Genomic DNA, 20800 nt, shown 5'->3' on the forward strand with positions numbered 1-20800 from the left:
ATCATGCTGTCATGCTAGCTAACAGGGTGAGTGGTGGGTATCACCCTGTTGAGGTATAAGAAACCAAGAAATCAGGCAGGAATATCGTTTAAAATTTCTTCAAATAACTGTGACAGTAATTCCTTCTGCGATTCCACATTCAGTTTGGCGTAGATATTTTTGCGGTGAACCCGCTCTGTTTCCGGAGAGATGGAAAGCACTTGAGCAGCTTCTTTGCTGGAATAACCGCGAATAAGCAGTTGCATGACGTCCTGTTCGCGTGCAGTGAGTTTGTCGTTACCATAATTCAGCAGCCGTTGTTTTAATGCTGCGTGTGAAGTTTGCTGCGGATGACGCTCGGTATGCCGCCGCTGATCGTCAAGTTGTATGGTTGCCTGCAAAATCGGGGATAACGCTTTTAATTTATCCAATACCCGCTGATTAAAGCTGGAGAGTGACCGGGTGCGGCCCAGTGATAACAGGTAACTGTATTGCTCTTGTCCTTGTACCACAAAACAGACCTCATCGATCAGTCGTGACGGCCGGAAATAATCATCGTAATAGGCACTGTCATAGAAGTCTTCCGGTGCGATTTCGCTCAATGTGACGAATCCGTTTTTTCCCTGCATGCAGTAGTCGTAGAAGGGACTGAGCAAATAGGCGCCCTGAATATAGCGCTCCCAGACGCTGAGATCGGTATTGGCAAACGAAGAACTTAAGACAACAGGGGCGGCGCTGGGGTGATACATCAGCATGACATAGTCATCAAAACTGGTGGCACTGCGCAGCAAATAGGTCAGCTTGTCGATAAAACTATCCTGCCCGACAGCAAGAATGACATCAGCCACACCATGGATTAACGAATGATCATTTAATGAATTACGCGTGCTCATTTGCGATAAAGAAACCACTGATGACTCCGGGAGAGATAGTATATAGCGGATAGCAACGCGATACGGCAATCAATAACAAATTGATGAACAGGAAAAAAGATGACCGAAAGCAGTGATTCCGGTCATCAAAGGATGATATCGAAAAGGGATTATTTCGCGGCCCAGGCGTTAAAGCGACGCTCCAGTTCTTCACCGTGATCCAGCCAGAAGGTGGCATCAATGGCTACTGCGTTTTTCATATTGTCGACAGACGTTGGCAATTGCGCTGCCAGTTCCGGGGTCAGCATGGTTGCTGCTTTTTTGTTGGTAGGGCCATAGGGAACGATCTTGGCGTATTCCACCTGTTTTTCCGGCTGCACTGCACTTGCTATAAATTTCAGGGCCAGATCTTTTTTCGGTGAACCTTTCGGTATAGCCCAGTAATCCTGCTCGTAAGTGTTGGTGTCCCAAGCCATTTTCAGCGAAGGATTGCCTTCCTTGATCGCATTGGTTATCCGGCCATTATAAGCGGTTGTCATAATGACATCGCCGGATACCAGATATTGTGGAGCCTGAGCACCGGCTTCCCACCACTGGATATTCGGTTTCAGCTCGTCCAATTTCTTAAACGCACGTTCAACACCTTCGGAAGTAGCTAACACCTTGTAAACATCGGCCGGCTTGACGCCATCAGCCTGTAATGCGGCTTCCAGTGCATATTTGGCTGTTTTGCGTAGTCCGCGTTTGCCCGGGTATTTTTTGGTGTCCCAGAAGTCAGCCCAAGAGGTGGGAGCGGTCTTTAGTTTGTTGCTGTCATAGGCGACAACCGTAGACCAGACAAACATCCCGACACCACATTTTACAGCTGAACCGGGCAGAAAATCGGTTTTCGCACCAACGACTTTGTAGTCGATTTTTTCAAACAGGCCTTCATCACATCCGCGCTGAACTTCGGACAGTTCAACTTCGACGGCATCCCATGAAACACTCTTTGATTCAACCATGGCTTTGATTTTTGCCATTTCGCCGTTGTATTCACCAGCGATGACCTTGATGCCGGTTTCTTTGGTAAATGGTTCATAATAGGCTTTCGTCTGTGCGTCCTTGTTGGCGCCACCAAAGGAGATAACGGATAAATCATCCGCCAGCACGGCATGAGATAAGGCGAAGCCCGTCATTAACGTCAATAATTTCAAAGAAGTATTCATCTTGGTGTCCTTGCCTTTGATGTGTTCTCTAACTGGTTGATTCATCGTCTTTTATTGAAGCACGATGTGAAGATAACATCAGCAGACAGGATTTATATATACCCCAATTGTGGTATCTGGATTTGATTGGAAATCTTTTTTATTGATTATGAATTGTGACGTCCATAGATCATTTCTCCCTCACAGCGGAAAAATCCTATCCTGCACGACATCTTTCATCACCAATGTCGACGTTAAGCGCAGCACGCTCGGTAATGAAGATAACTGCTCGTCGTAGAGTTTCTGAAAGGCAATCAGGTCGTGGGTGACCACATACAGAAAGTAGTCCGGATCACCAAAAAGGCGCTGAGCCTGAATGACTTCCGGTATTTGTACGACTGAATTTTCGAAGGCTTCGACGGCCTTGTGATCGCCTTCCCGTAAAGTGACAAAAACGATCGCCGAGAAATTAAAGCCAAGATGCCGGGGATCAAGTCGTGCTTTGTAGCCGGTAATGGTGCCGGATTCTTCCAGTGCTTTTACCCTGCGATGGCAGGGCGAAAGGCTTAAACCGACCCGCTCGGCTAAATCGGTGATAGACAGGCGCCCATCCATTTGAAGCTCAGCAAGGATCTTGCGGTCAATCTTGTCCATTGAGGAAAATCTTCCATTCTGATGATTGTTTCAGCAATTATTTGAAAGCACATTCTGCTGTGTGAACGATATTATTCCACGTATCGGTTTGTAGTTGGAAGAATTTCCTTCATCAGTGTTTTTTGACGGTAGGCTATATGGAATCAAGTCTGTTTGCTGCATTTTGGATGGTTTCAATCCTTTTTATCATCACGCCCGGCATTGATTGGGCATATACGATTGCGGCGGGTATCCAGGGACGCGTCGTTATTCCGGCGGTCACCGGTTTATTGCTGGGCCATTTCCTGGCCACTGTGATTGTGGCTGGTGGCGTGGGTGTGATTGTGGCCAGTAATCCAATCATTCTGACCGGATTAACCCTGCTCGGTGCCGCTTATCTCTTTTGGGTTGGTATTGATATGTTGCGGCATCCGGCGACGCCAGCTGCTCAGGAAATACAGGAAAGCAGAACGGGTAAAAACTGGTTTCTCAAAGGGGCCTGTGTGAGCGGACTTAATCCCAAAGTGTTTCTGCTGTTTCTGGCGCTTTTACCCCAATTTACCGATCCGAAAGGGGTATGGCCCGTCTCGGTTCAGATCATGGCGCTGGGCTTGGTCCACATCATCAGTTGCGCGTGTGTTTATTTATTGGTCGGATACTTTTCACAGGCAATTCTGCGAACCCGTCCCGGCGCCAGTAAACTTGTGTCCCAGATCTCGGGCGTCGCGATGATCTTCATTGCCTCCGGTCTGGTGGCTGAAAAGTTCATCTTCTGAAAGTGGTTTATCAAAGGAACGGCAATGGCTGAACAATTATCACCTTATGGAAATAATCCGGTATCTATGTCAACGGTTAGCAGAGTGAGAATCCCTCATCTCCAACAGATGAAAGAGGCGGGAAAGAAATGGGCGATGCTGACCGCTTATGACATGTACACGGCCGCTATTTTCGAGGAAGCGGGGATCCCCGTACTTTTAATCGGAGATTCTGCTTCAAATAACGTACTTGGTAATGACTCATCGCTCCCTATTACCGTGGATGAGCTTCTTCCTCTGGTTCGGGCTGTATCAACATCAACACGTAGACCATTGATTATTGCCGATTTACCATTTGGTTCTTACCAGGCATCACCGGAGCAATGTTTTCACACTGCGGTTCGTTTTATGAAAGAAGGTGGTGCGCATGCGGTGAAGCTTGAAGGTGGCATCGGGATGGTTCCTCAGGCAGAGATGCTGGCCCGGTCAGGCATTCCTGTAATGGCGCATATCGGTTTTACCCCACAGGCTGAGCATCAGCTGGGCGGCTACAGAGTTCAGGGACGTGGCGATAATGCCCGGACGTTGATTGAGGCGGCAAAAGCGTTTGAAGCAGCAGGTGCATTTGCACTTCTGATTGAAATGGTTCCGGGTGAGATTGCGGCTGAAATCACCCGTTCGGTTTCCATTCCAACCGTGGGTATTGGTGCCGGTAATCAATGCGATGCGCAGGTTTTAGTCTGGCAGGACATGGCCGGACTGCGCAGCGGCAAGTTACCTAGATTTGTAAAACAATACGCCGATATGCGGACTTTGCTTTTAAATGCGGCAAAGGAATATGCGTCTGAAGTAGAAACTAGCATCTTTCCGGGGCCAGAACATACGTTCTAGTCACACAGCGTCAGGTTACGATAACGGGGGGATATACGCAGTCGGCATATCCCCAATTTCTTGTCCAGATGGCGCTGCATCCGTTGATGATGCCATTAGACAACTAATAATTGAGTGTGCCGGAGATACAGGTCACGGCACAACCGCCCACATAGATTTTTCCGCCGGCTAACTTCAGCGTTAATTCCCCCTTTCTACCCAGTATTTTCCCCTGTGAAGAACGGATAAGCGGCTCTTCTGTGACGCAAATTGAGTGATGGTGCATAAACGCGGCAACGCTGCCGTTACCACTGCCACAGACAGGATCTTCGTTGACACCACAAGCCGGCGCAAATGAACGCACTTCAATGTGCGCATCAGAATCCGGAGTGTACCGGCCATAGATACAAACACCGGTGATCCCCAGGTTTCTATCATGTTCCCGTAAGGCTTCATAATCTGGCATGGTTGAAAGTACAGACTGGGCGTCTTTTACCTGAGCCACAATCCAGCGGGCTCCCACATCGACCAATGCCGGTGTGAAATCTTTATCTATAGCGCAACCGAGGATGGATTCCAGAGCCTGCGTTTGTGCTTCGATCAGCGGCGTAATAGCCGGTTCCGGCAGCTCAAAGGAGATCGAGAGATTGCCATCAGCAGTTGGTTCAACCGTTAAGGCGACCAGTCCGGCTCCACATTCCTGAGTCAAACAACCATTCTTGGGGGCGATCACTCCAGCTTCAATCAGCGCATATGCCGTCCCGATTGTTGGATGACCGGCAAAAGGCAGTTCGCTGCCTGGGGTAAAAATACGAACCTGATAGTCAGCCGCCGGATTGGTGGCAGGCAGAACAAAGGTTGTTTCTGACAGATTGGTCCATCTGGCGATGGCTTGCATTTGTTCTGTGGATAATCCGCGTGCATCCATTACCACCGCAACAGGATTACCTTTAAATGGGGTTGTTGTAAAAACATCAACTTGTTTGAATGGTACGGCCATGAATGTCTCCTTTTCCGACAGGCTGAATCGTCTGATATTACAAATAGCGGAAACGTTGTAACAGAATCAGTTTTCTGATTTTGACAGGACACAGTTCATCGGTGGATGTTTTCTGATTAACTTATATCACTTGATGCACTAAGCTATCTGTGTCTGAAAAATTCATAAAATTTAAATAATGATGTACAGATACGCTGAGCTTGCTGACACAATGGCAGATGAAATTGCCCGTGGCTTATGGTTACCCGGGACACGATTTCCTTCCATACGGGCGAGCGCTTCCCGTTTTCATGTTGGTATCAATACCGTTAAAAGTGCATACCGGTTACTTGAAGATCGGGGGCTGATTATTGCCCGGCCTCAATCCGGCTATTTCGTTTGTGAACAGGCGCCTGTACTGAGTGATTCGGGGTTTTCATCAGTGGCAGGTGAAAAAATCTCTCTCAGTGGCGTCAGCCGATTGCTTTCAATCATCTTGTCACATCAACAACAGGGCGATTGTATTGATTTGGCTTTGGCCTGTCCTTCCGGGGAAAAATATTATCCTGCCGATAAACTCAGAAAACTGACGGCTGCAGTTCTGCGTTCAGAATCACAACTGATGACAACTTATGTTTTACCTCCCGGTTCTGAGCGATTACGCCAACAAATTGCCCGGCGGGGATACCGGTTGGGAATGGCGTTAAAAGCAGAAGATATTCTGCTGACACACGGTACGACGGAAGCGCTCAGTCTGGCAATCCGGGCTGTCACCAAACCTGGCGACATCATCGCGGTGGAAACACCCACCTTTTACAATTTGTATCCGGCAATCCGGGATCTCGGGCGTGAAATTCTGGAAATTGAAACGTCGACTCATACAGGCCTGTGTCTGGACACACTGCAGCAGTATCTTGAACAGAAAAAGGTTTCAGCCGTGATCACGATACCGACGGGACATAATCCGCTAGGTTTTACGATGCCGGTAGAAAATCGGAAGCGGCTGGCTGCAATGGCGGCATATCACTCAGTCCCGGTCATCGAAGATGCGATGTATGCCGAGCTTCAATATACATCTGGAATGGTTCCAAATATAAAGGCGTTTGATTTCGATGGCTGGGTGCTTGCTTGTGCCAGCTATACGAAAACAATCGCGCCAGACTACCGGGTCGGCTGGCTGGAAGCGGGAAGATTCCGGGATATCGCCATGCAACTCAAATTTACGTCCAGTGTGGGGGAGTCCGTCTTATTGACGGAATCACTCGGTAAGTTCTTGGAGAATGGCGGATATGATCATCATCTCCGAAAGATTTGTCAGTTTTATGCGGCTCAAATTGATCGAATGAGAGCCTTGATTATGAGGTATTTTCCCAAGGGAACATTGGTTAGTCGACCGCAGGCGGGGTTTGTTTTATGGCTGGAACTGCCGGCGTCGGTCGATACGCTGGTGTTGTTTCATCAGGCGTTGGAAGAAAAAATCATCTGCATGCCCGGCGTTCTCTGTTCCGGGGGCAAACGATATCAAAACTGTCTGCGTATGGCTGTTTGTTTTGATCTCACGCCAGCGGTCGTGCAGGGGATTGCAAGACTTGGCTCGCTTGCAACTCAGCAGATCCAATCATTGTGAATGTAATACTCACCGTAACTTTTCATCAGGAATAACCATGAAGTCTTATTATGGGAAATGTGCCTGTGGCAATGCGGAATATTCTATTACGCTGCCACAGGATTTGAGTTGTTATACACCGCGAGCCTGTGACTGTGATTTCTGTACAAGCCGGAAGGTGGAATATTTGTCCGATTCGGCCGGAAGGATCGAAATCAGGAGTGTGCTGCCCTTGCAGCGTCTAAAACAGGGCTCGAATCAGGCGACGTTTCTGAGTTGCCCCACATGCGCAACGATACTGGGTGTTGCCTATATCACCGATAAGGTCAGTGTCGGGGCGGTCAATGCGACCTGCCTGGTCGATAAAGCAGCATTGCAACCAGCGATATCCGCCTCGCCAAAACAGCTGACGGCAGAAGAAAAAGTAGCGAGATGGTTGATGTTGTGGAGCTCGTTGAAAATAACAGAACATGAGTGAACGGAAGGGCTGCGAAGGCAGCCCTTGCGGGAGCTATTTGTTGCTGAAGATCAGTTTCAAACCCAGTAACGCCATCACGGAGCCCGCGGTGGTGTCGAAGAAGGTTTTGAATTTCAGATAGGTTTTTCTTGGCGCTTCCGACGACAGAACAAAAGCGACAATCACATACCAGCCGGCATCAATGCAGAAGGCGAGGGCCGGGATAATAAAATAAAAGGCCGCCGGAATGGTTTGCGGCAATAAGGCCGAATAAACACTCGCAAACACAATGGCTGTTTTCGGGTTACTTAACTGCGTCAGCAAACCAAACGAGACGGTTTTACGCAAAGACATGCTGGTGATTTCAGCATTGAGTTCATGACTCATCGGCAGACGGGCGGAACGTAATGTTTTCACCGCCAGATAAATCAGATATAACCCGCCCAGCACTTTCAATGCCCAGAACGCAAAAGGCACTGCAATAAAGATGGCCTGCAAGCCCATCAGCGCCAGCACAGTAAAAATCAGCGAACCCAATCCCATACCGAGCGCGGTCGCAAGGCCATGATTTCGTGACAACGCAATCGAGTTACGCGCAACGAATAAAAAGCTCGGACCAGGACTCATTGCACCGGCCATTAACGCGCCGGTAATGGCTAATAACGACATTGAGCTTTGCATGATTTACCTCATGAACACGCAGGGATATATAAAGCAGGACTCCCCATTGACTGCAGAAATTAGCCATGGGGACAAGCAGAGAATAACGCATCGCTGTGGTCAGTGGTATAAGAGTTTTCGTCGTCAGCTCGTACTTTGCAGGGGCATGATCCGTTTTATCCGGAATGATTTCAGCACCCCCAGCATCAGTATCATCACGCCGATCATCGTCAGGAGTGACGGGAATTCCTGTCGTAACAAGAAGGCGTAGGTTAGCCCGGCCAGTGTTTCAAATACGATCAATTGCCCGGCCAGCGCCGTTGGTAATCGCTGGCTGGCCTGGTTCCAGCACAATGTTCCTAACCATGAGCACAATAATCCGATCGTGGACATCAGCGCGATGAATACCCAGGGTCTTGGCCCCAGGGGCATATCGAACGAGGGCTGGACCAGTTGTAACTGATACCAGACTAAGCCATAACCCAGGATTGCCAGGGGGAGGGTGGCGATGCCTTGTGCCGTAGCCCACGTGACAGGGCTTTTAGTGGTGTTGACGCGCAACCAGTTGGCATTGCGCATGGGATACCATGTCCAGCACGCAACCGCCATGAACGCAAACGCGATACCGGAAAGATACGTCGGCACGTCATAGCCGTGGGTCTTTCCCTGAAGCTCGGCCAGATTGACACAGACTAATCCTGCCAGGACCAGTGCCAGCGAAGGCAGCAGATCGCGCCAGGCAAATTTGCCATCCCGGTGGCTATAGCTGATATTTGAACAGATCGTCACCACAACGGGTAACACCCCGATGATCATGGATGAGATCGGCACGCCGATCTGTTGTATCGCGCTGGATAAAAAGAAGTAATAAAGCAGATTTCCGATCGCGGCAAGTTTCAGTGCCTCAAGCCAGTCAGCGCGATTCAGCGCAGACAACCGCCTTCTGTCCTGCCACGCCAGAGGTAAACAGATCAGGCCAAACGCCAGATAACGGCCAACAGACTGCAAAGCCGCAGGGTATTCGGGAATGAGTACCGGACCAATAAAAATCAGACCCCACATTGCTCCTGCCGCCAGAGCAAACAACACGCCAGTAAACATTAATCCAACCTGCTTCTATTCATAAATGCCGGGTAGCATAGGGGAATCATGGCCAAAATTCTTGTATCAGATTGCGGTCTGGCGACAAACCGATTTCTGATATCTGGCAGGCGTGGTGCCATACCGGCGCGTAAAAGCCCGGATCAGATGGGATTGATCGGTCAGGCCGGTTTCTGCCGCAACGGTAGCAGACGACACACCGAGAGACAGCAATTGTTTGGCCTTGAACAGACGGTAAGCCATCAGCATTTGTTGTGGGGTGACATGATATTGCATCTGAAACTGCCGTAAAAAATGGTACGGGCTCAAATTCACCAGGGAAGCCAGTTCCGGCAGCGTAATGCGCTGCGCAAGATGTTCACGCAGATAGTCTTTCACGCAATCCAGCCGGTGTCTGGGCCCGGGTTGCGCGGTGTGGCCGGCACAAGTGTATTGGCGGATGAGTGAACCGAGCGACGCTAACAGGCACTCCGAGGCCAATGAATCAGAGGATTGCCAGATTTGGCTCAGAAGCGAGGAAAGCGTACGGGCGCAGGCCGGATCATGCCGGAGAACGTCCTTAAACCACAAGCTGCGCATCCCCGTCATGCTTTCCAGCGTTGCCGGGTCGATATAGATCATCTGATAGCGCCAGCCATTTTCCGTTTCGGCATGGCCGGTGTGCAGTTCATCCGGGTTCATCAAAACAACACTCCCGGTTGACGCGACATATTCCGAGCCCCGGTAGCGGAAACGTTCGGCCCCGTGGATCACGGTACCTATCCCAAACGCTTCATGGGTATGAGGCTCGAAAGTGTGCTGTTCTATATGTGCGCGGTAAAGCTCAATGGCCGGGTGGTCAGCAAGAATACGAAACTGTGCCTGATCTTTTTTCGATTCAAATGTCTCTGGTACACCCTGCATGACGAATCCCTGCACAAAATAAGGACGTGGTGATAGGCGTCGAGTCAGCGACTACCGGGCGTCACATGAAATCAGGCTGCCACGATTTTGTATTCGGTGCTCATGACTTCAATAATATCGCCAGAGACGATTTTCTTGCGTTTTTGGGTTTCCACCAGTCCGTTCACCAAAACCAGACCATCTTCGATCATGGCTTTTGCTTCGCCACCACTAGCGGCAAGGTTTTCAAATTTCAGGATTTTGAACAATTCAACCGGCTCACGGGTAATCACGATTTCTTTCATTAATGCGTTTTCCTGTTTGCAGAAAATAATCACTGTCAGTGCGAACGCAGTTTATACCACATTAGCGCCACATTCCGGAGCTTCTGCCGGTGAGTTTCACAGGCTTTGCCTGTCCCTCTTATGTAATCGATTACATATTATGCGTGGTTAATCCACAGAATACGTGTAAATTTAAGGGATAACAGCCTGCGAGGCGTGATGCGCTTTGATCCGGAATTTGTGTTTTGTGTTAGAAAAGTCAGTAAAAATTATGACTTTGTCGTCATGAAACAGGACAATGGCCTCACTATTAGCGGAAGACCTCTTTCTGCATTGAATTAAACAGTAAACGTTGAATTATAAGTGGAGACACATTTTTTATGGCGACCATCAAGGATGTAGCCCGTCTGGCGGGCGTATCGGTGGCAACTGTTTCCCGTGTGTTGAATAACTCATCGCAAACCAGTCCCGAATCGCGGGAAGCGGTGAAAAAAGCCATGGATGAACTGAAATATCATCCGAATGCCAATGCACGGGCACTTTCACATCAGGGCAATGAAACGCTGGGTATTGTGGTAGCGGATGTGTCATCACCGTTTTTCGGCATTATGGTCAAAGCGGTCGATCAGGTTGCTTACGATACCGGTAATTTTTTGCTGGTCGGTAATGGTTATCATGATGCCAAACGGGAACGTAAAGCCATCGAACAACTGTTACGTCACCAATGTGCCGGCATTGTGGTGCATGCGATGAAGCTGTCCGATGAAGAGCTGGCGCATTTTATGGACCATGTGCCAGGCATGGTGATTATCAGCCGTACTGTGCCGGGCTATGAGTCCCGCTGCGTAAATCTGGACAACCGGTTTGGTGCTGCGCTGGCAACGAATCACCTGATACAACAAGGACATAGGTCAATTGCTTACATTGGTTCCATGCAGCAGATTGCTGATGCGATTGAGCGGCAGCAAGGCTACACGGATGCGTTAATCCAGAATGGTATTCCGGTTGATGAGCGACTGATCATTCAAAGTTCGCCGGATGAGCTGGGCGGGGAACGGGCGGTCATTGAGTTATTGAATCAGGGAAGAAAGATGACAGGCATTGTCTGTTATAACGATCCGATAGCTGTAGGCGCATTATCCACGTTGATAGATAACGATATTAAAGTACCGAATCAGATATCGGTCATCGGTTTTGACGACGTTCTGATCAATTATCTGCAACCCCGCTTAACCACAATCCGCTATCCGGTCGTGGAGATGGCTAGACAGGCAGCCAGACTGGCAATCGCATTAGCGCATGGTGAGCCAGCACCGGATGTCACCAATCTGTTTACTCCGACTCTGGTGCGTCGTTATTCGGTTGCACCCGCCGTATCATCCTAGTTTTTATCTTACCCTTGTGACAGGGTTGTATGGAAACGATGCCATGTGAGCGCGCTTTTCGGCGGCTCTATGGCATGGTTAGCATGAACTCATAATCACTCTCCGCCTTTGTTAGCGTAATCTTATATTTGCCCTCAGTGTTTTTGTTTTAAAATCCTTAAATTTCATAAAGTTATTGGTTTTTTGCGCTGTTTGCACCTTCCTGTTTTTACTTTCTTGCCGATTTTGATGTATGTCACGTTTGCTGACATCTTTTGCGTTTGAATTTGATGATTATCACATTTAAAGGCAAGACACATATCTATTCGGCGTCCTGTTTATATAGGATTGCGTAATCGTTTACATGGAAGTTTGTAAACGGGTTCGGCGATCATCCCTGTGAAAATATTTGCTGGCGCGGTGTCGCTGAGTGACTTTGAGTATCTGCTGAGTTTGCTTCACTTCAGAAGCGTTCATGGAGAACATCACTATGAGTTTTGAAAAAAACAATCTCGTTCGTAACCTGACACTGGGTGTCGTTGTGGCAACCTGTAGTATGTCGGCGCTGGCTAAAAAGAATGAACTAACGATCTGGGCATGGGATCCGAATTTCAATATTGCCATTATGGAACAGGCCAAGGCGGCTTATCAGAAAACGCATCCTGACGTGACTATCAAAGTGACCGATTTTGCGAAAACCGATCTCGAGCAGAAGATGCACACCATGCTGGCTTCCGGGATGACGAAATCCCTGCCGGATATTGTGCTGGTGGAAGATTACAACGCACCGAAATTCCTGAGTTCTTATCCTGGCGCGTTTGCTGACATGACCGGCAAAGTGGATTACAGCCAGTTTGCACCTTACAAAGTAGACCTGATGACCATGAATGGTAAAACCTACGGTATGCCGTTTGATTCCGGCGTTACTGGTATGTATTACCGTAAGGATTTGCTGGCACAGGCAGGCTTCAAATCCGAAGACATGCAAAACATTACCTGGGATCGTTTCATTGAAATCGGGAAAGTCGTGAAAGCCAAAACTGGCAAAGCGATGTTAGGTAATGACCCGAACGATTTGAGTCTGATGCGCGTCATGCTGCAGTCTGCCGGCAGCTGGTATTTTGATGAAAAAGGCGCGCTGAACATCAAGAACAACGAAGCGCTGAAAGAGGCGTTACGTATCTATAAAGACATGGCAGATGCGGGCATTGTGCGGCCAACCATGGGCTGGTCTGAATGGGTTGGTGCCGTTAACCACGGTGATGTAGCGACCATCACAACCGGTGTCTGGATCACGGCATCCGTGAAATCGGCCGCTGATCAGGCGGGTAAGTGGGCGGTTGCGCCGACGCCGCGTCTGAACATTAAAGACGGTACTAACCAGTCTAACCTGGGCGGTTCCAGCTGGTATGTGATCGCCACGTCTGACAACACCGAACAGGCGATTGATTTCCTCAACAGTGTCTATGGTAAAGACAGTGCGTTTTATCAGCAAATCCTGACAGAACGTGGTGCGGTAGGTTCTTATCTGCCAGCACGTACCGGTGCGGCCTATCAGCAGCCAGATGCCTTCTTTGGTGGTCAGGCGATCTACAGCGATTTTGCAAACTGGCTGGGCAAAATACCTAAAGTGAATTACGGCTATTACACCTATGAAGCGGATGCCGCGTTAGCTTCGCAGTTACCGGCTTACTATCAGGGTATGCCACTGGAACAGGTTCTGGAACAGGTCGACAGTCAGTTAGCTTTACAAATTCAATAGCAAAATACAGAGAGCCGGTAAACCGGGTTCGCCGGCTCTCCTGCTGAGGTTCCTATTATGTCTCATTCAGGTGTTATGCCCATGACTCAGATTCGTAGTCGCAATTTTCACCGTTTTTACGATATCAACGGATGGGGTTTTGTCCTGGCCTCACTCACGCTGGTAACGCTGTTCATGATTTATCCGATCCTGAATTCGCTTTGGTTATCCATGCATTCCGGAAAGGGCACCATCGTTCAGTTTGTTGGCTTTGGTAATATTACTCGTCTGATGCATGATCAGGTGTTTATTACTGCGTTAACCAATACGCTGATTTTTCTGATTGTGCAGGTTCCGCTGATGATCCTGCTTTCACTGGCAACGGCTTCCTGTTTGAACTCGCCGAATGTCCGGTTCCGCAGTTTCTTCCGCATGGCCATTTTCCTGCCTTGTGTCACGTCGCTGGTTGCTTATTCCATTCTGTTTAAAAGCATGTTTGGTTATGACGGCATCGTGAATTCCGCGCTGATGACGATTGGCGTGATCGATAATCCGATTCCCTGGCTGACCGATCCGTTCTGGGCAAAAGTGACCATCATTCTGGCGATCACCTGGCGCTGGACTGGTTACAACATGATCTTTTATCTGGCAGCAATGCAAAACATCGACAAGTCGATCTATGAGGCGGCCAAGCTGGAAGGCGTGTCACCGGTTCAGACGTTCTTCCATATTACGGTACCGTTACTCAAGCCGGTGATCCTGTTTACGTCCGTCATGTCGACGATTGGTACGCTGCAGCTGTTCGATGAAGCGATGAACATCACCAATGGTGGTCCGGCGAACTCCACGCTGACGCTGTCGATGTATATCTACAACTTGTCATTCAAATTTGTGCCGAATTTCGGTTATGCCGCCACAGTCTCTTACGTGATTGTGTTCTTTGCTGCGGTGCTGGCCTTGGTGCAGTTTAAATTTGTACAGGACAAAAAATAATGACGACCTCTAATTTCTCCAGACAAAAAATCTATCAGGGTGTGATGTACCTGTTTCTGGTGGTGATCGCCTTTGTTTCTCTGTTTCCGTTTTTCTGGATGGTGGTCAGTAGCACCAACACCACGGCAGATATCAACCAGGGGAAGATGTCTTTCGGTACTGCACTGATTGATAACTTCACCAAGCTGAGTCAGGTGGTCGATCTGCCGCAGATTTTCTGGAACACCACGAAGGTTTCATTGCTGGGGACGTTTCTGACCCTAGTCATCGCTTCACTCGCGGGGTATGGGTTTGAGATTTATCAGTCAAAACTGCGCGACAAGGTTTATAACCTGTTGCTGCTGACGATGATGATCCCATTCGCGGCACTGATGATCCCGCTGTTCAGCATGATGGCGAAAGCGAATCTGCTGGATACGCACTGGGCGGTGGTGTTGCCTTCCGTCGCCTCGGTTTACATCATTTTCTACTTCCGCCAGTGCACCAAAGCCTTCCCGAAAGAACTGCTCGATGCCGCCCGCGTTGATGGCGTGAAAGAGTGGCAGATCTTTGTCTATGTGTTCTTTCCGGTGATGCGTTCCACCTATGCGGCGGCGTTCATCATTACCTTCATGGCGAACTGGAATAACTTCCTCTGGCCTCTGATCGTGTTGCAGACCCCCGATATGAAAACCATCAATCTGGTATTGTCGTCACTGTCGTCGGCTTATGTCCCTGATTTCGGGGTTGTCATGATCGGTACGGTTGCGGCGACATTGCCAACGATCGCCGTGTTTTTCGCAATGCAAAAGCAATTTGTTCAGGGAATGGTGGGGTCAGTGAAATGATGAATTTATGCGAGAGTTTTGATAAGCAGTGGCGTTTCATTCCGGGTGAATTTACGTTATTCACCGGCGCTGAACTGGCGGTCGCTGAACAGGTTGATTTACCGCATACCGCGGTCGAGCTGCCTTATAACTACTTCGATGAGACCACGTATCAGCGCAAATTCAGTTATCAGAAAACGCTGCTTTGGCGGTCTGAGTTTGCAGAGAAACAGGTCTGGTTACAATTTGATGGCGCGATGGCGGATGCCAAAGTGTACCTCAATGGCAAGCTGCTGACCGGACATCGTGATGGCTACACGCCGTTTGAAGTATTGCTGACGCCGCATCTGTTACAGGGCGAAAACCAGATCACCGTGGTGATCGATGGCAGCGAAAATCCTGAAATTTCCCCGTTTGGCGGTCAGATCGATTACCTGACTTATGCCGGTATTTATCGCAATGTCTGGTTGAAAACGACCGATGCGTTACGCATTAAAAACGTACAGGCCATCGCGGAAGATGTTTTAACTGACGAGAAAACACTGGCTGTGCGTGTTTATCTGGATCAGATCGTCGCGGGTAATGATGACGGTGAGCTGGTTGCCCGTTTAACGACAGCCGATGGCAAGTTGGTGGCGGAACATCGTCATGGCATTTCCGGTTCCCGGGCGCAGGATGCTTTCCGGATGACAGGCTTAACCGGTATCCGGTTATGGGATATTGATGAGCCGGTTCTTTATCATCTTGCGATCAGTATCAGCGGAAATAACTTCAGTCACCAGTTCACGACGAGAGTGGGTTTTCGTCAGGCAGAATTTACGCCCGATGGCTTTCTGCTGAACGGCCGCAGTCTGAAGATCCGCGGCATCAATCGTCATCAGTCATATCCGTATATGGGTTATGCGATGGGGGCTCATGCCCAGAGGGCGGATGCGGATTTCATCAAAAACACACTCAAATTCAATCTGGTCAGAACCTCGCATTATCCGCAGTCACCAGCATTTTTAGATCGCTGTGATGAGCTCGGGCTGCTGGTGTTTGAAGAGATCCCCGGCTGGCAGCACATTGGTGATGAAGCCTGGAAACAGGGGGCGATCGCGAATGTCGGCGCCATGATCCAGCGTGACTGGAACCATCCATCGATTGTGCTGTGGGGCGTCAGGATCAATGAATCGCGTGACGATGATCATTTCTATGAACGCACCAACCGGCTGGCCCATGCACTGGATCCAAGCCGTCAGACCGGCGGTGTCCGTTGTCATACCAGCAGTTCGCTGCTGGAAGATGTCTACACCATGAATGACTTTGTGCTGAACGGCGGCGAAGTTGCGCTCCGTGATCAGCAACAGGTGACCGGGCTTGATCATAAAGTACCGTATATGGTTACGGAATATAACGGACATATGTTCCCGACCAAACGGTTTGATCCGGAAGAACGCCAGCATGAACACGTGATCCGTCATTTACGGGTGCTGGATGCCTGTTATGCCGATCCGCATATTTCCGGCTGTATTGCCTGGTGCCTGTTTGATTACAACACGCATAAAGATTTCGGCAGCGGTGATCGCATCTGTTATCACGGCATCAGTGACATGTTCCGCATCCCCAAATTTGCTGCTTACGCCTATAAGAGTCAGTGTGAAGTCAGCGATGAGCCGGTGATGCAACCCGTAACCTTCTGGGCGCGGGGTGAACGCTGCGAGTGCCTGATTCTGCCGCTGATCATCCTGACCAACTGCGATGAGATCGAATTCAAAGTTGGTGATTATCCGGTGAAACGGCTGAAACCGGCGGTGAAACAATTTCCGCATCTGCCGCATGCGCCGGTGATCATTGATGACGAGGTCATTTCACCGCAGGAATTTGGTGAATGGGGCATGAAATGGGAGACCGTCTCGCTGCGAGGCTTACACAACGGCCAGGTAGTGTGCGAGATGCAGATGCCTGCTAATCCGGTGGCGACTTCGTTACGGGTTAAATCGGATTACAGTGAATTACCGGCCAACGAAAAAGCGGCTACACGCGTCACCATCGAAGCTCTGGATCAATGCGGCAATTTGCTGCCATTTCTGGATGACATCATTTCGGTTTCCGTTGACGGCCCGGCAAAAATTATCGGCCCGGATCAGCTGGTGCTGAAAGGCGGCGCGGTCGGACTCTGGCTTGAAGCGGGCGATCATGGCGGGCTGGTGACAGCCACATTTACCAGCGCCCGGCTGGGTAGTCAGACGCTTGAGTTAAACATCATCGGTGAGTGAATCGAATTAGTTCGCTATCCGGTGAAACAGCACCGGATAGTCAGTGGAGATAAAACAATGGCTGATATTACGCTGCGTAAAGTTGTTAAACGTTATGAAAAAAACCAGACCATCCATGGGGTGGATCTGCAAATCGACAGTGGGGAATTTGTGGTGTTTGTCGGGCCGTCCGGCTGTGGCAAATCAACCTTGCTGCGCATGGTCGCCGGGCTGGAAGAGATCTCGGAAGGTGAACTCTATATCGATGGCCGCAAAGTGAATGATGTTGATCCGGCTGACCGGGGTGTGGCGATGGTGTTCCAGTCATACGCGCTCTATCCGCATATGACAGTCGCGGAGAACATGGGTTTTGGTCTGAAAATGAACGGTGTGGACAAAGAAGAGATTGCCAAGCGCGTTAACATTGCCGCCAAAACATTGAAGATGGAACAACTGCTGGATCGCAAACCGAAAGACATGTCCGGTGGCCAGCGCCAGCGTGTGGCGATTGGCCGGGCGATTGTCCGCGATCCGAAAGTCTTCCTGTTTGATGAACCGTTATCGAATCTGGATGCCGAATTACGCGTGGAAATGCGCCTGCAGATCGCCAAACTGCATCATGAACTGGGCAACACCATGATTTATGTTACCCATGATCAGGTGGAAGCCATGACCTTGGCCGATAAGATAGTGGTGCTGCGCAGCGGGAACGTCGAACAGGTCGGCTCGCCATTGCAGCTTTATCATGCGCCAGCCAATGAATTTGTCGCCGGTTTTATCGGTTCGCCAAAAATGAATTTTATTGATGCCACTATCGACGCGATCACCAATGGCAAGGCGTCAGTTCGTCTGCCGGATGGACAATGCATCATGCTGCATGTGACTACCGATGCCATTGCCGTGGGGGAAAAGGTACGCTTAGGTATTCGTCCGGAACATATTCATATGCAGGTCGAGCAGGGCGATTTTTCGCTGACGTTCCAGAGTGAAGTGGTGGAACGTTTAGGCAATTCGACTTATCTGTTTGGCAATTACTGCGGTAAAGAAGGGTTTAAAGTGCATGTGCAGGGAGATAAAGCCGTAGCGCTTTATGAAGACATCAAGCTGGGCATTCATCTGAGCGATTGCCATCTGTTCAACCAGGATGGTGTCGCTATCGGTCAGCGTGAGATCCCTTCAGAGAGTAAACATTAAGCACGTGATGGCCTGAATATTCAGGCCATCTTCTTTATCTAAACCAGTTTAAACTGCAGTAACACCGCACTTTCCGGATCCATCACAGGCAGCGCAATACCTATCTTGGCTAACCATTCACCCGAGAGAATGGTTTCATCCTGCGTCAGCCACTGCGGTTGAGTTTTCATGACGCCACCATCAAAGCGGGCCGGTTTTTCCAGCACAGTCAGACAGTAATTTTTGTCAGCCTGTAATCCGGGCAAACGTAATGAACCTGACAGTGAATAAGTCGGCATGGTCAGCTGGCTGATCAGGAATACCGCTTCGGTCTGATCGGCCGCAATCACGCCATTAATCATCATGGCGGGGTCATGATGGTCGATACGGACAACCTTGCCGCTGTGTAATAGTGGACGCAGTTGTTTATGCAATGCAATAAAATGCGCAAACCCGGCCTGCTCTTCAGCGTTTTCTTTTACCGGATCCAGCTCAACACCCATATGCCCGAATAAGGCTGTCAGACCGCGGAATGCAATGCTGTGGGAGCGGGCAGTACTGTGGCAGTGAGCGCTGCCGATATGTGAGCCCATCACTTCTGGCGGGAAGAAGTAACTCATGCCACGTTGTATTTGCTGGCGTTCCAGAGCGTCATTATTGTCCGATGTCCAGAAACGGTGAGTCCGTTTCAGTACCTCAAAATCGATGCGTCCGCCGCCGGAAGCACAGGATTCAATTTCAACCAGTGGATGACGTGTCCTGATTTCATCAAACAAGCGATAAACCGCCTGCGTTTGTCCGGTGATGGCCGCTTTACTGTCATGGCCGGGCTGAACAATTTCCCGGTTCATATCCCATTTGAGATAGCTGATATCATACCGGCTCAGCAGGTCATCCAGTCGCTCCAGCAGATAGGCAAAAACAGCCGGATTCTGCAGATCCAACGCGTACTGATTGCGGCCGGTGGGCTGGTGATAACCCGGTACGGCCAGCAGCCAGTCTGGATGAGCACGGAACAGATCGGAATCAGGATTGATCATTTCCGGCTCGACCCAGATACCAAATTCCATCCCCAGTGCGCGGACATGATTCACGACCGGTTCCAGCCCGTCAGGATATTTTTTCTCGTCCAGATACCAGTCACCCAGTGCTGCTCTGTCATGATCGCGGCCTTTAAACCAGCCGTCATCAATAATAAAACGTTCAACGCCCAGCCTGGCCGCCTGTGTCGCCATCTGCATGATGTAAGCAGGATCGTGCTGAAAATAGATCCCTTCCCAGGTGTTCAGATGTACCGGGCGGGGTTTGTTTACCGGGAAATGCAGGATCTGCTGACGGACAAACTGGTGGAAGGCGTGGCTCATCGCATTCAGACCGTGCTGGCTGTAAGTTGCGTAGATCAAGGGCGTGCTGACACTTTCGTTTTCAGCCAGCTGAATTTCGCCGGCAAAATAGAGCGCTTCCGCCTGCATGAAACGGCGGCCATCTGTTTTGACATCGGAACGCAGGCGGTGATTTCCGCTCCAGCCAAAGTGGAACCCCCAGAGTTCGCCCTGTTGTTCATTAAAACCTGTCGAGCCCTGAATGAATGCCGGAAAATGTTCATGCGAGGTGCGCCCACGGCGGTTTTCCTGCTGATAGCTGCCGTGTTTAAGATTAATCTGGTGAGGCTGGAATTCTCGTACCCAGCGACCATGAAAGGCCAATAATTCATCGGCACGTTCGGGGAGGGGAAGAGTTACCGCGAACCGATCCACCTGATAGGGATCGGGCTTCATGTTGGTCAGCGTATGCCGGATCTGAAGCACATCGGTGGCAGGATCCAGAATCAAATCAATGACCAGCTTCAGGCCGGCGATAGTGTCTTCAGTGATAATTTTCAGGGAATTGCCATTCTGTTCAAGGGAATGGAAGGCGAATACCGGAGACCAGTCATAACCATTCCGATGACCTTCTAATCCCGGACTGCTGAACATACCACGGCCATGCTCCGGGCTCAGTGTAAGCGGTACATCAAGATCGAGGCGGCCATGCGGAACCGCACGTGTGATTGGTGAGATATCGTTTACATGAAGCTGAGCATTTACTCGTTCGCCCCAATAAACAATCTCAGGGGCCGGCCCGGTTTTCAGAATCAGCGTCGAATTCTGCCCATGCAACGTTATTGCATCATAATTCATTGAAAATAAACTCCTTTACTGGCTTTTTTACGACAGGAGAT

The 20800-nt window shown here is 49.7% G+C and carries 19 protein-coding genes; 10 read left to right on the forward strand and 9 right to left on the reverse strand.

What is annotated here, in order from left to right:
* Positions 1 to 71: 71 nt before the first annotated feature.
* From HNR75_RS10165 to HNR75_RS10175, 3 genes are all read right to left on the reverse strand, one after another.
* The gene (locus HNR75_RS10165) at positions 72 to 872 is read right to left on the reverse strand and encodes a LuxR C-terminal-related transcriptional regulator (protein ID WP_188026860.1); all 801 of its coding nucleotides are present in this window, start codon (positions 870 to 872) and stop codon (positions 72 to 74) included.
* A gap of 149 nt (positions 873 to 1021) precedes the next feature.
* Positions 1022 to 2059 carry an ABC transporter substrate-binding protein gene (locus HNR75_RS10170; protein WP_188026861.1) on the reverse strand — a complete coding sequence of 346 codons (1038 nt, stop codon included), beginning with the start codon at positions 2057 to 2059 and terminating at the stop codon, positions 1022 to 1024.
* A 180-nt stretch (positions 2060 to 2239) separates the two neighbouring features.
* Positions 2240 to 2692 carry an Lrp/AsnC family transcriptional regulator gene (locus HNR75_RS10175; protein WP_188026862.1) on the reverse strand — a complete coding sequence of 151 codons (453 nt, stop codon included), beginning with the start codon at positions 2690 to 2692 and terminating at the stop codon, positions 2240 to 2242.
* Between the two features lie 137 nt (positions 2693 to 2829).
* Between HNR75_RS10175 and HNR75_RS10180 the strand changes: the two genes are divergently transcribed.
* The gene (locus HNR75_RS10180; RefSeq protein ID WP_188026863.1) at positions 2830 to 3447 is read left to right on the forward strand and encodes a LysE family translocator; all 618 of its coding nucleotides are present in this window, start codon (positions 2830 to 2832) and stop codon (positions 3445 to 3447) included.
* Between the two features lie 24 nt (positions 3448 to 3471).
* The gene (panB, locus tag HNR75_RS10185; RefSeq protein WP_188026864.1) at positions 3472 to 4317 is read left to right on the forward strand and encodes a 3-methyl-2-oxobutanoate hydroxymethyltransferase; all 846 of its coding nucleotides are present in this window, start codon (positions 3472 to 3474) and stop codon (positions 4315 to 4317) included.
* Between the two features lie 103 nt (positions 4318 to 4420).
* On the opposite strand, the gene HNR75_RS10190 is transcribed toward panB, so the two are convergent.
* The gene (locus tag HNR75_RS10190; RefSeq protein WP_188026865.1) at positions 4421 to 5296 is read right to left on the reverse strand and encodes a PhzF family phenazine biosynthesis protein; all 876 of its coding nucleotides are present in this window, start codon (positions 5294 to 5296) and stop codon (positions 4421 to 4423) included.
* A 181-nt stretch (positions 5297 to 5477) separates the two neighbouring features.
* Here HNR75_RS10190 and HNR75_RS10195 point away from each other — a divergent pair, with 181 nt between their 5' ends.
* Both HNR75_RS10195 and HNR75_RS10200 read left to right on the forward strand, forming a co-directional pair.
* Positions 5478 to 6902 (forward strand): aminotransferase-like domain-containing protein, encoded by a 1425-nt coding sequence (locus HNR75_RS10195; protein WP_166479941.1) that lies wholly within the window; start codon positions 5478 to 5480, stop codon positions 6900 to 6902.
* Between the two features lie 37 nt (positions 6903 to 6939).
* Positions 6940 to 7359, forward strand: coding sequence for a GFA family protein (locus HNR75_RS10200; protein WP_188026866.1), 420 nt, complete (start codon positions 6940 to 6942; stop codon positions 7357 to 7359).
* A gap of 33 nt (positions 7360 to 7392) precedes the next feature.
* Here the strand turns inward: HNR75_RS10200 and HNR75_RS10205 are convergent, their stop codons facing one another.
* From HNR75_RS10205 to HNR75_RS10220, 4 genes are all read right to left on the reverse strand, one after another.
* The gene (locus HNR75_RS10205) at positions 7393 to 8019 is read right to left on the reverse strand and encodes a LysE family translocator (protein WP_188026867.1); all 627 of its coding nucleotides are present in this window, start codon (positions 8017 to 8019) and stop codon (positions 7393 to 7395) included.
* Positions 8020 to 8142: 123 nt separating this feature from the next.
* Positions 8143 to 9099, reverse strand: coding sequence for a DMT family transporter (locus HNR75_RS10210; RefSeq protein WP_188026868.1), 957 nt, complete (start codon positions 9097 to 9099; stop codon positions 8143 to 8145).
* 66 nt (positions 9100 to 9165) lie between these two features.
* Complete coding sequence (locus HNR75_RS10215; RefSeq protein WP_188026869.1) at positions 9166 to 10002, reverse strand: AraC family transcriptional regulator; 837 nt, start codon at positions 10000 to 10002, stop codon at positions 9166 to 9168.
* 71 nt (positions 10003 to 10073) lie between these two features.
* Positions 10074 to 10286, reverse strand: coding sequence for an RNA-binding S4 domain-containing protein (locus tag HNR75_RS10220; RefSeq protein WP_188026870.1), 213 nt, complete (start codon positions 10284 to 10286; stop codon positions 10074 to 10076).
* 359 nt (positions 10287 to 10645) lie between these two features.
* Between HNR75_RS10220 and HNR75_RS10225 the strand changes: the two genes are divergently transcribed.
* The 6 genes from HNR75_RS10225 (at position 10646) to HNR75_RS10250 (ending at position 18600) form a co-directional block, all read left to right on the forward strand.
* A complete protein-coding gene (locus HNR75_RS10225) occupies positions 10646 to 11650 on the forward strand; it encodes a substrate-binding domain-containing protein (RefSeq protein ID WP_166479919.1) in 1005 nt (334 codons plus the stop codon).
* Positions 11651 to 12119: 469 nt separating this feature from the next.
* Positions 12120 to 13391 (forward strand): ABC transporter substrate-binding protein, encoded by a 1272-nt coding sequence (locus tag HNR75_RS10230; protein ID WP_188026871.1) that lies wholly within the window; start codon positions 12120 to 12122, stop codon positions 13389 to 13391.
* Positions 13392 to 13472: 81 nt separating this feature from the next.
* A complete protein-coding gene (locus HNR75_RS10235) occupies positions 13473 to 14363 on the forward strand; it encodes a carbohydrate ABC transporter permease (protein ID WP_188026872.1) in 891 nt (296 codons plus the stop codon).
* Positions 14363 to 15190 carry a carbohydrate ABC transporter permease gene (locus tag HNR75_RS10240; RefSeq protein WP_166479922.1) on the forward strand — a complete coding sequence of 276 codons (828 nt, stop codon included), beginning with the start codon at positions 14363 to 14365 and terminating at the stop codon, positions 15188 to 15190. The genes HNR75_RS10235 and HNR75_RS10240 overlap by 1 nt, the downstream gene beginning before the upstream one ends.
* Positions 15187 to 17427 (forward strand): glycoside hydrolase family 2 protein, encoded by a 2241-nt coding sequence (locus HNR75_RS10245; RefSeq protein WP_223157858.1) that lies wholly within the window; start codon positions 15187 to 15189, stop codon positions 17425 to 17427. Before HNR75_RS10240 ends, HNR75_RS10245 begins: the two co-directional genes overlap by 4 nt.
* A gap of 57 nt (positions 17428 to 17484) precedes the next feature.
* On the forward strand, positions 17485 to 18600 hold the full coding sequence (locus HNR75_RS10250; protein WP_188026873.1) for an ABC transporter ATP-binding protein: 1116 nt from the start codon (positions 17485 to 17487) through the stop codon (positions 18598 to 18600).
* Between the two features lie 38 nt (positions 18601 to 18638).
* Here HNR75_RS10250 and HNR75_RS10255 read toward each other — a convergent pair whose 3' ends face one another.
* Positions 18639 to 20759: an alpha-galactosidase gene (locus tag HNR75_RS10255; protein WP_188026874.1), complete on the reverse strand. Its 2121-nt coding sequence runs from the start codon at positions 20757 to 20759 to the stop codon at positions 18639 to 18641.
* Positions 20760 to 20800: the final 41 nt, after the last annotated feature.

It is taken from the genome of Tolumonas osonensis, assembly GCF_014202415.1.
Lineage (GTDB): Bacteria > Pseudomonadota > Gammaproteobacteria > Enterobacterales > Aeromonadaceae > Tolumonas > Tolumonas osonensis.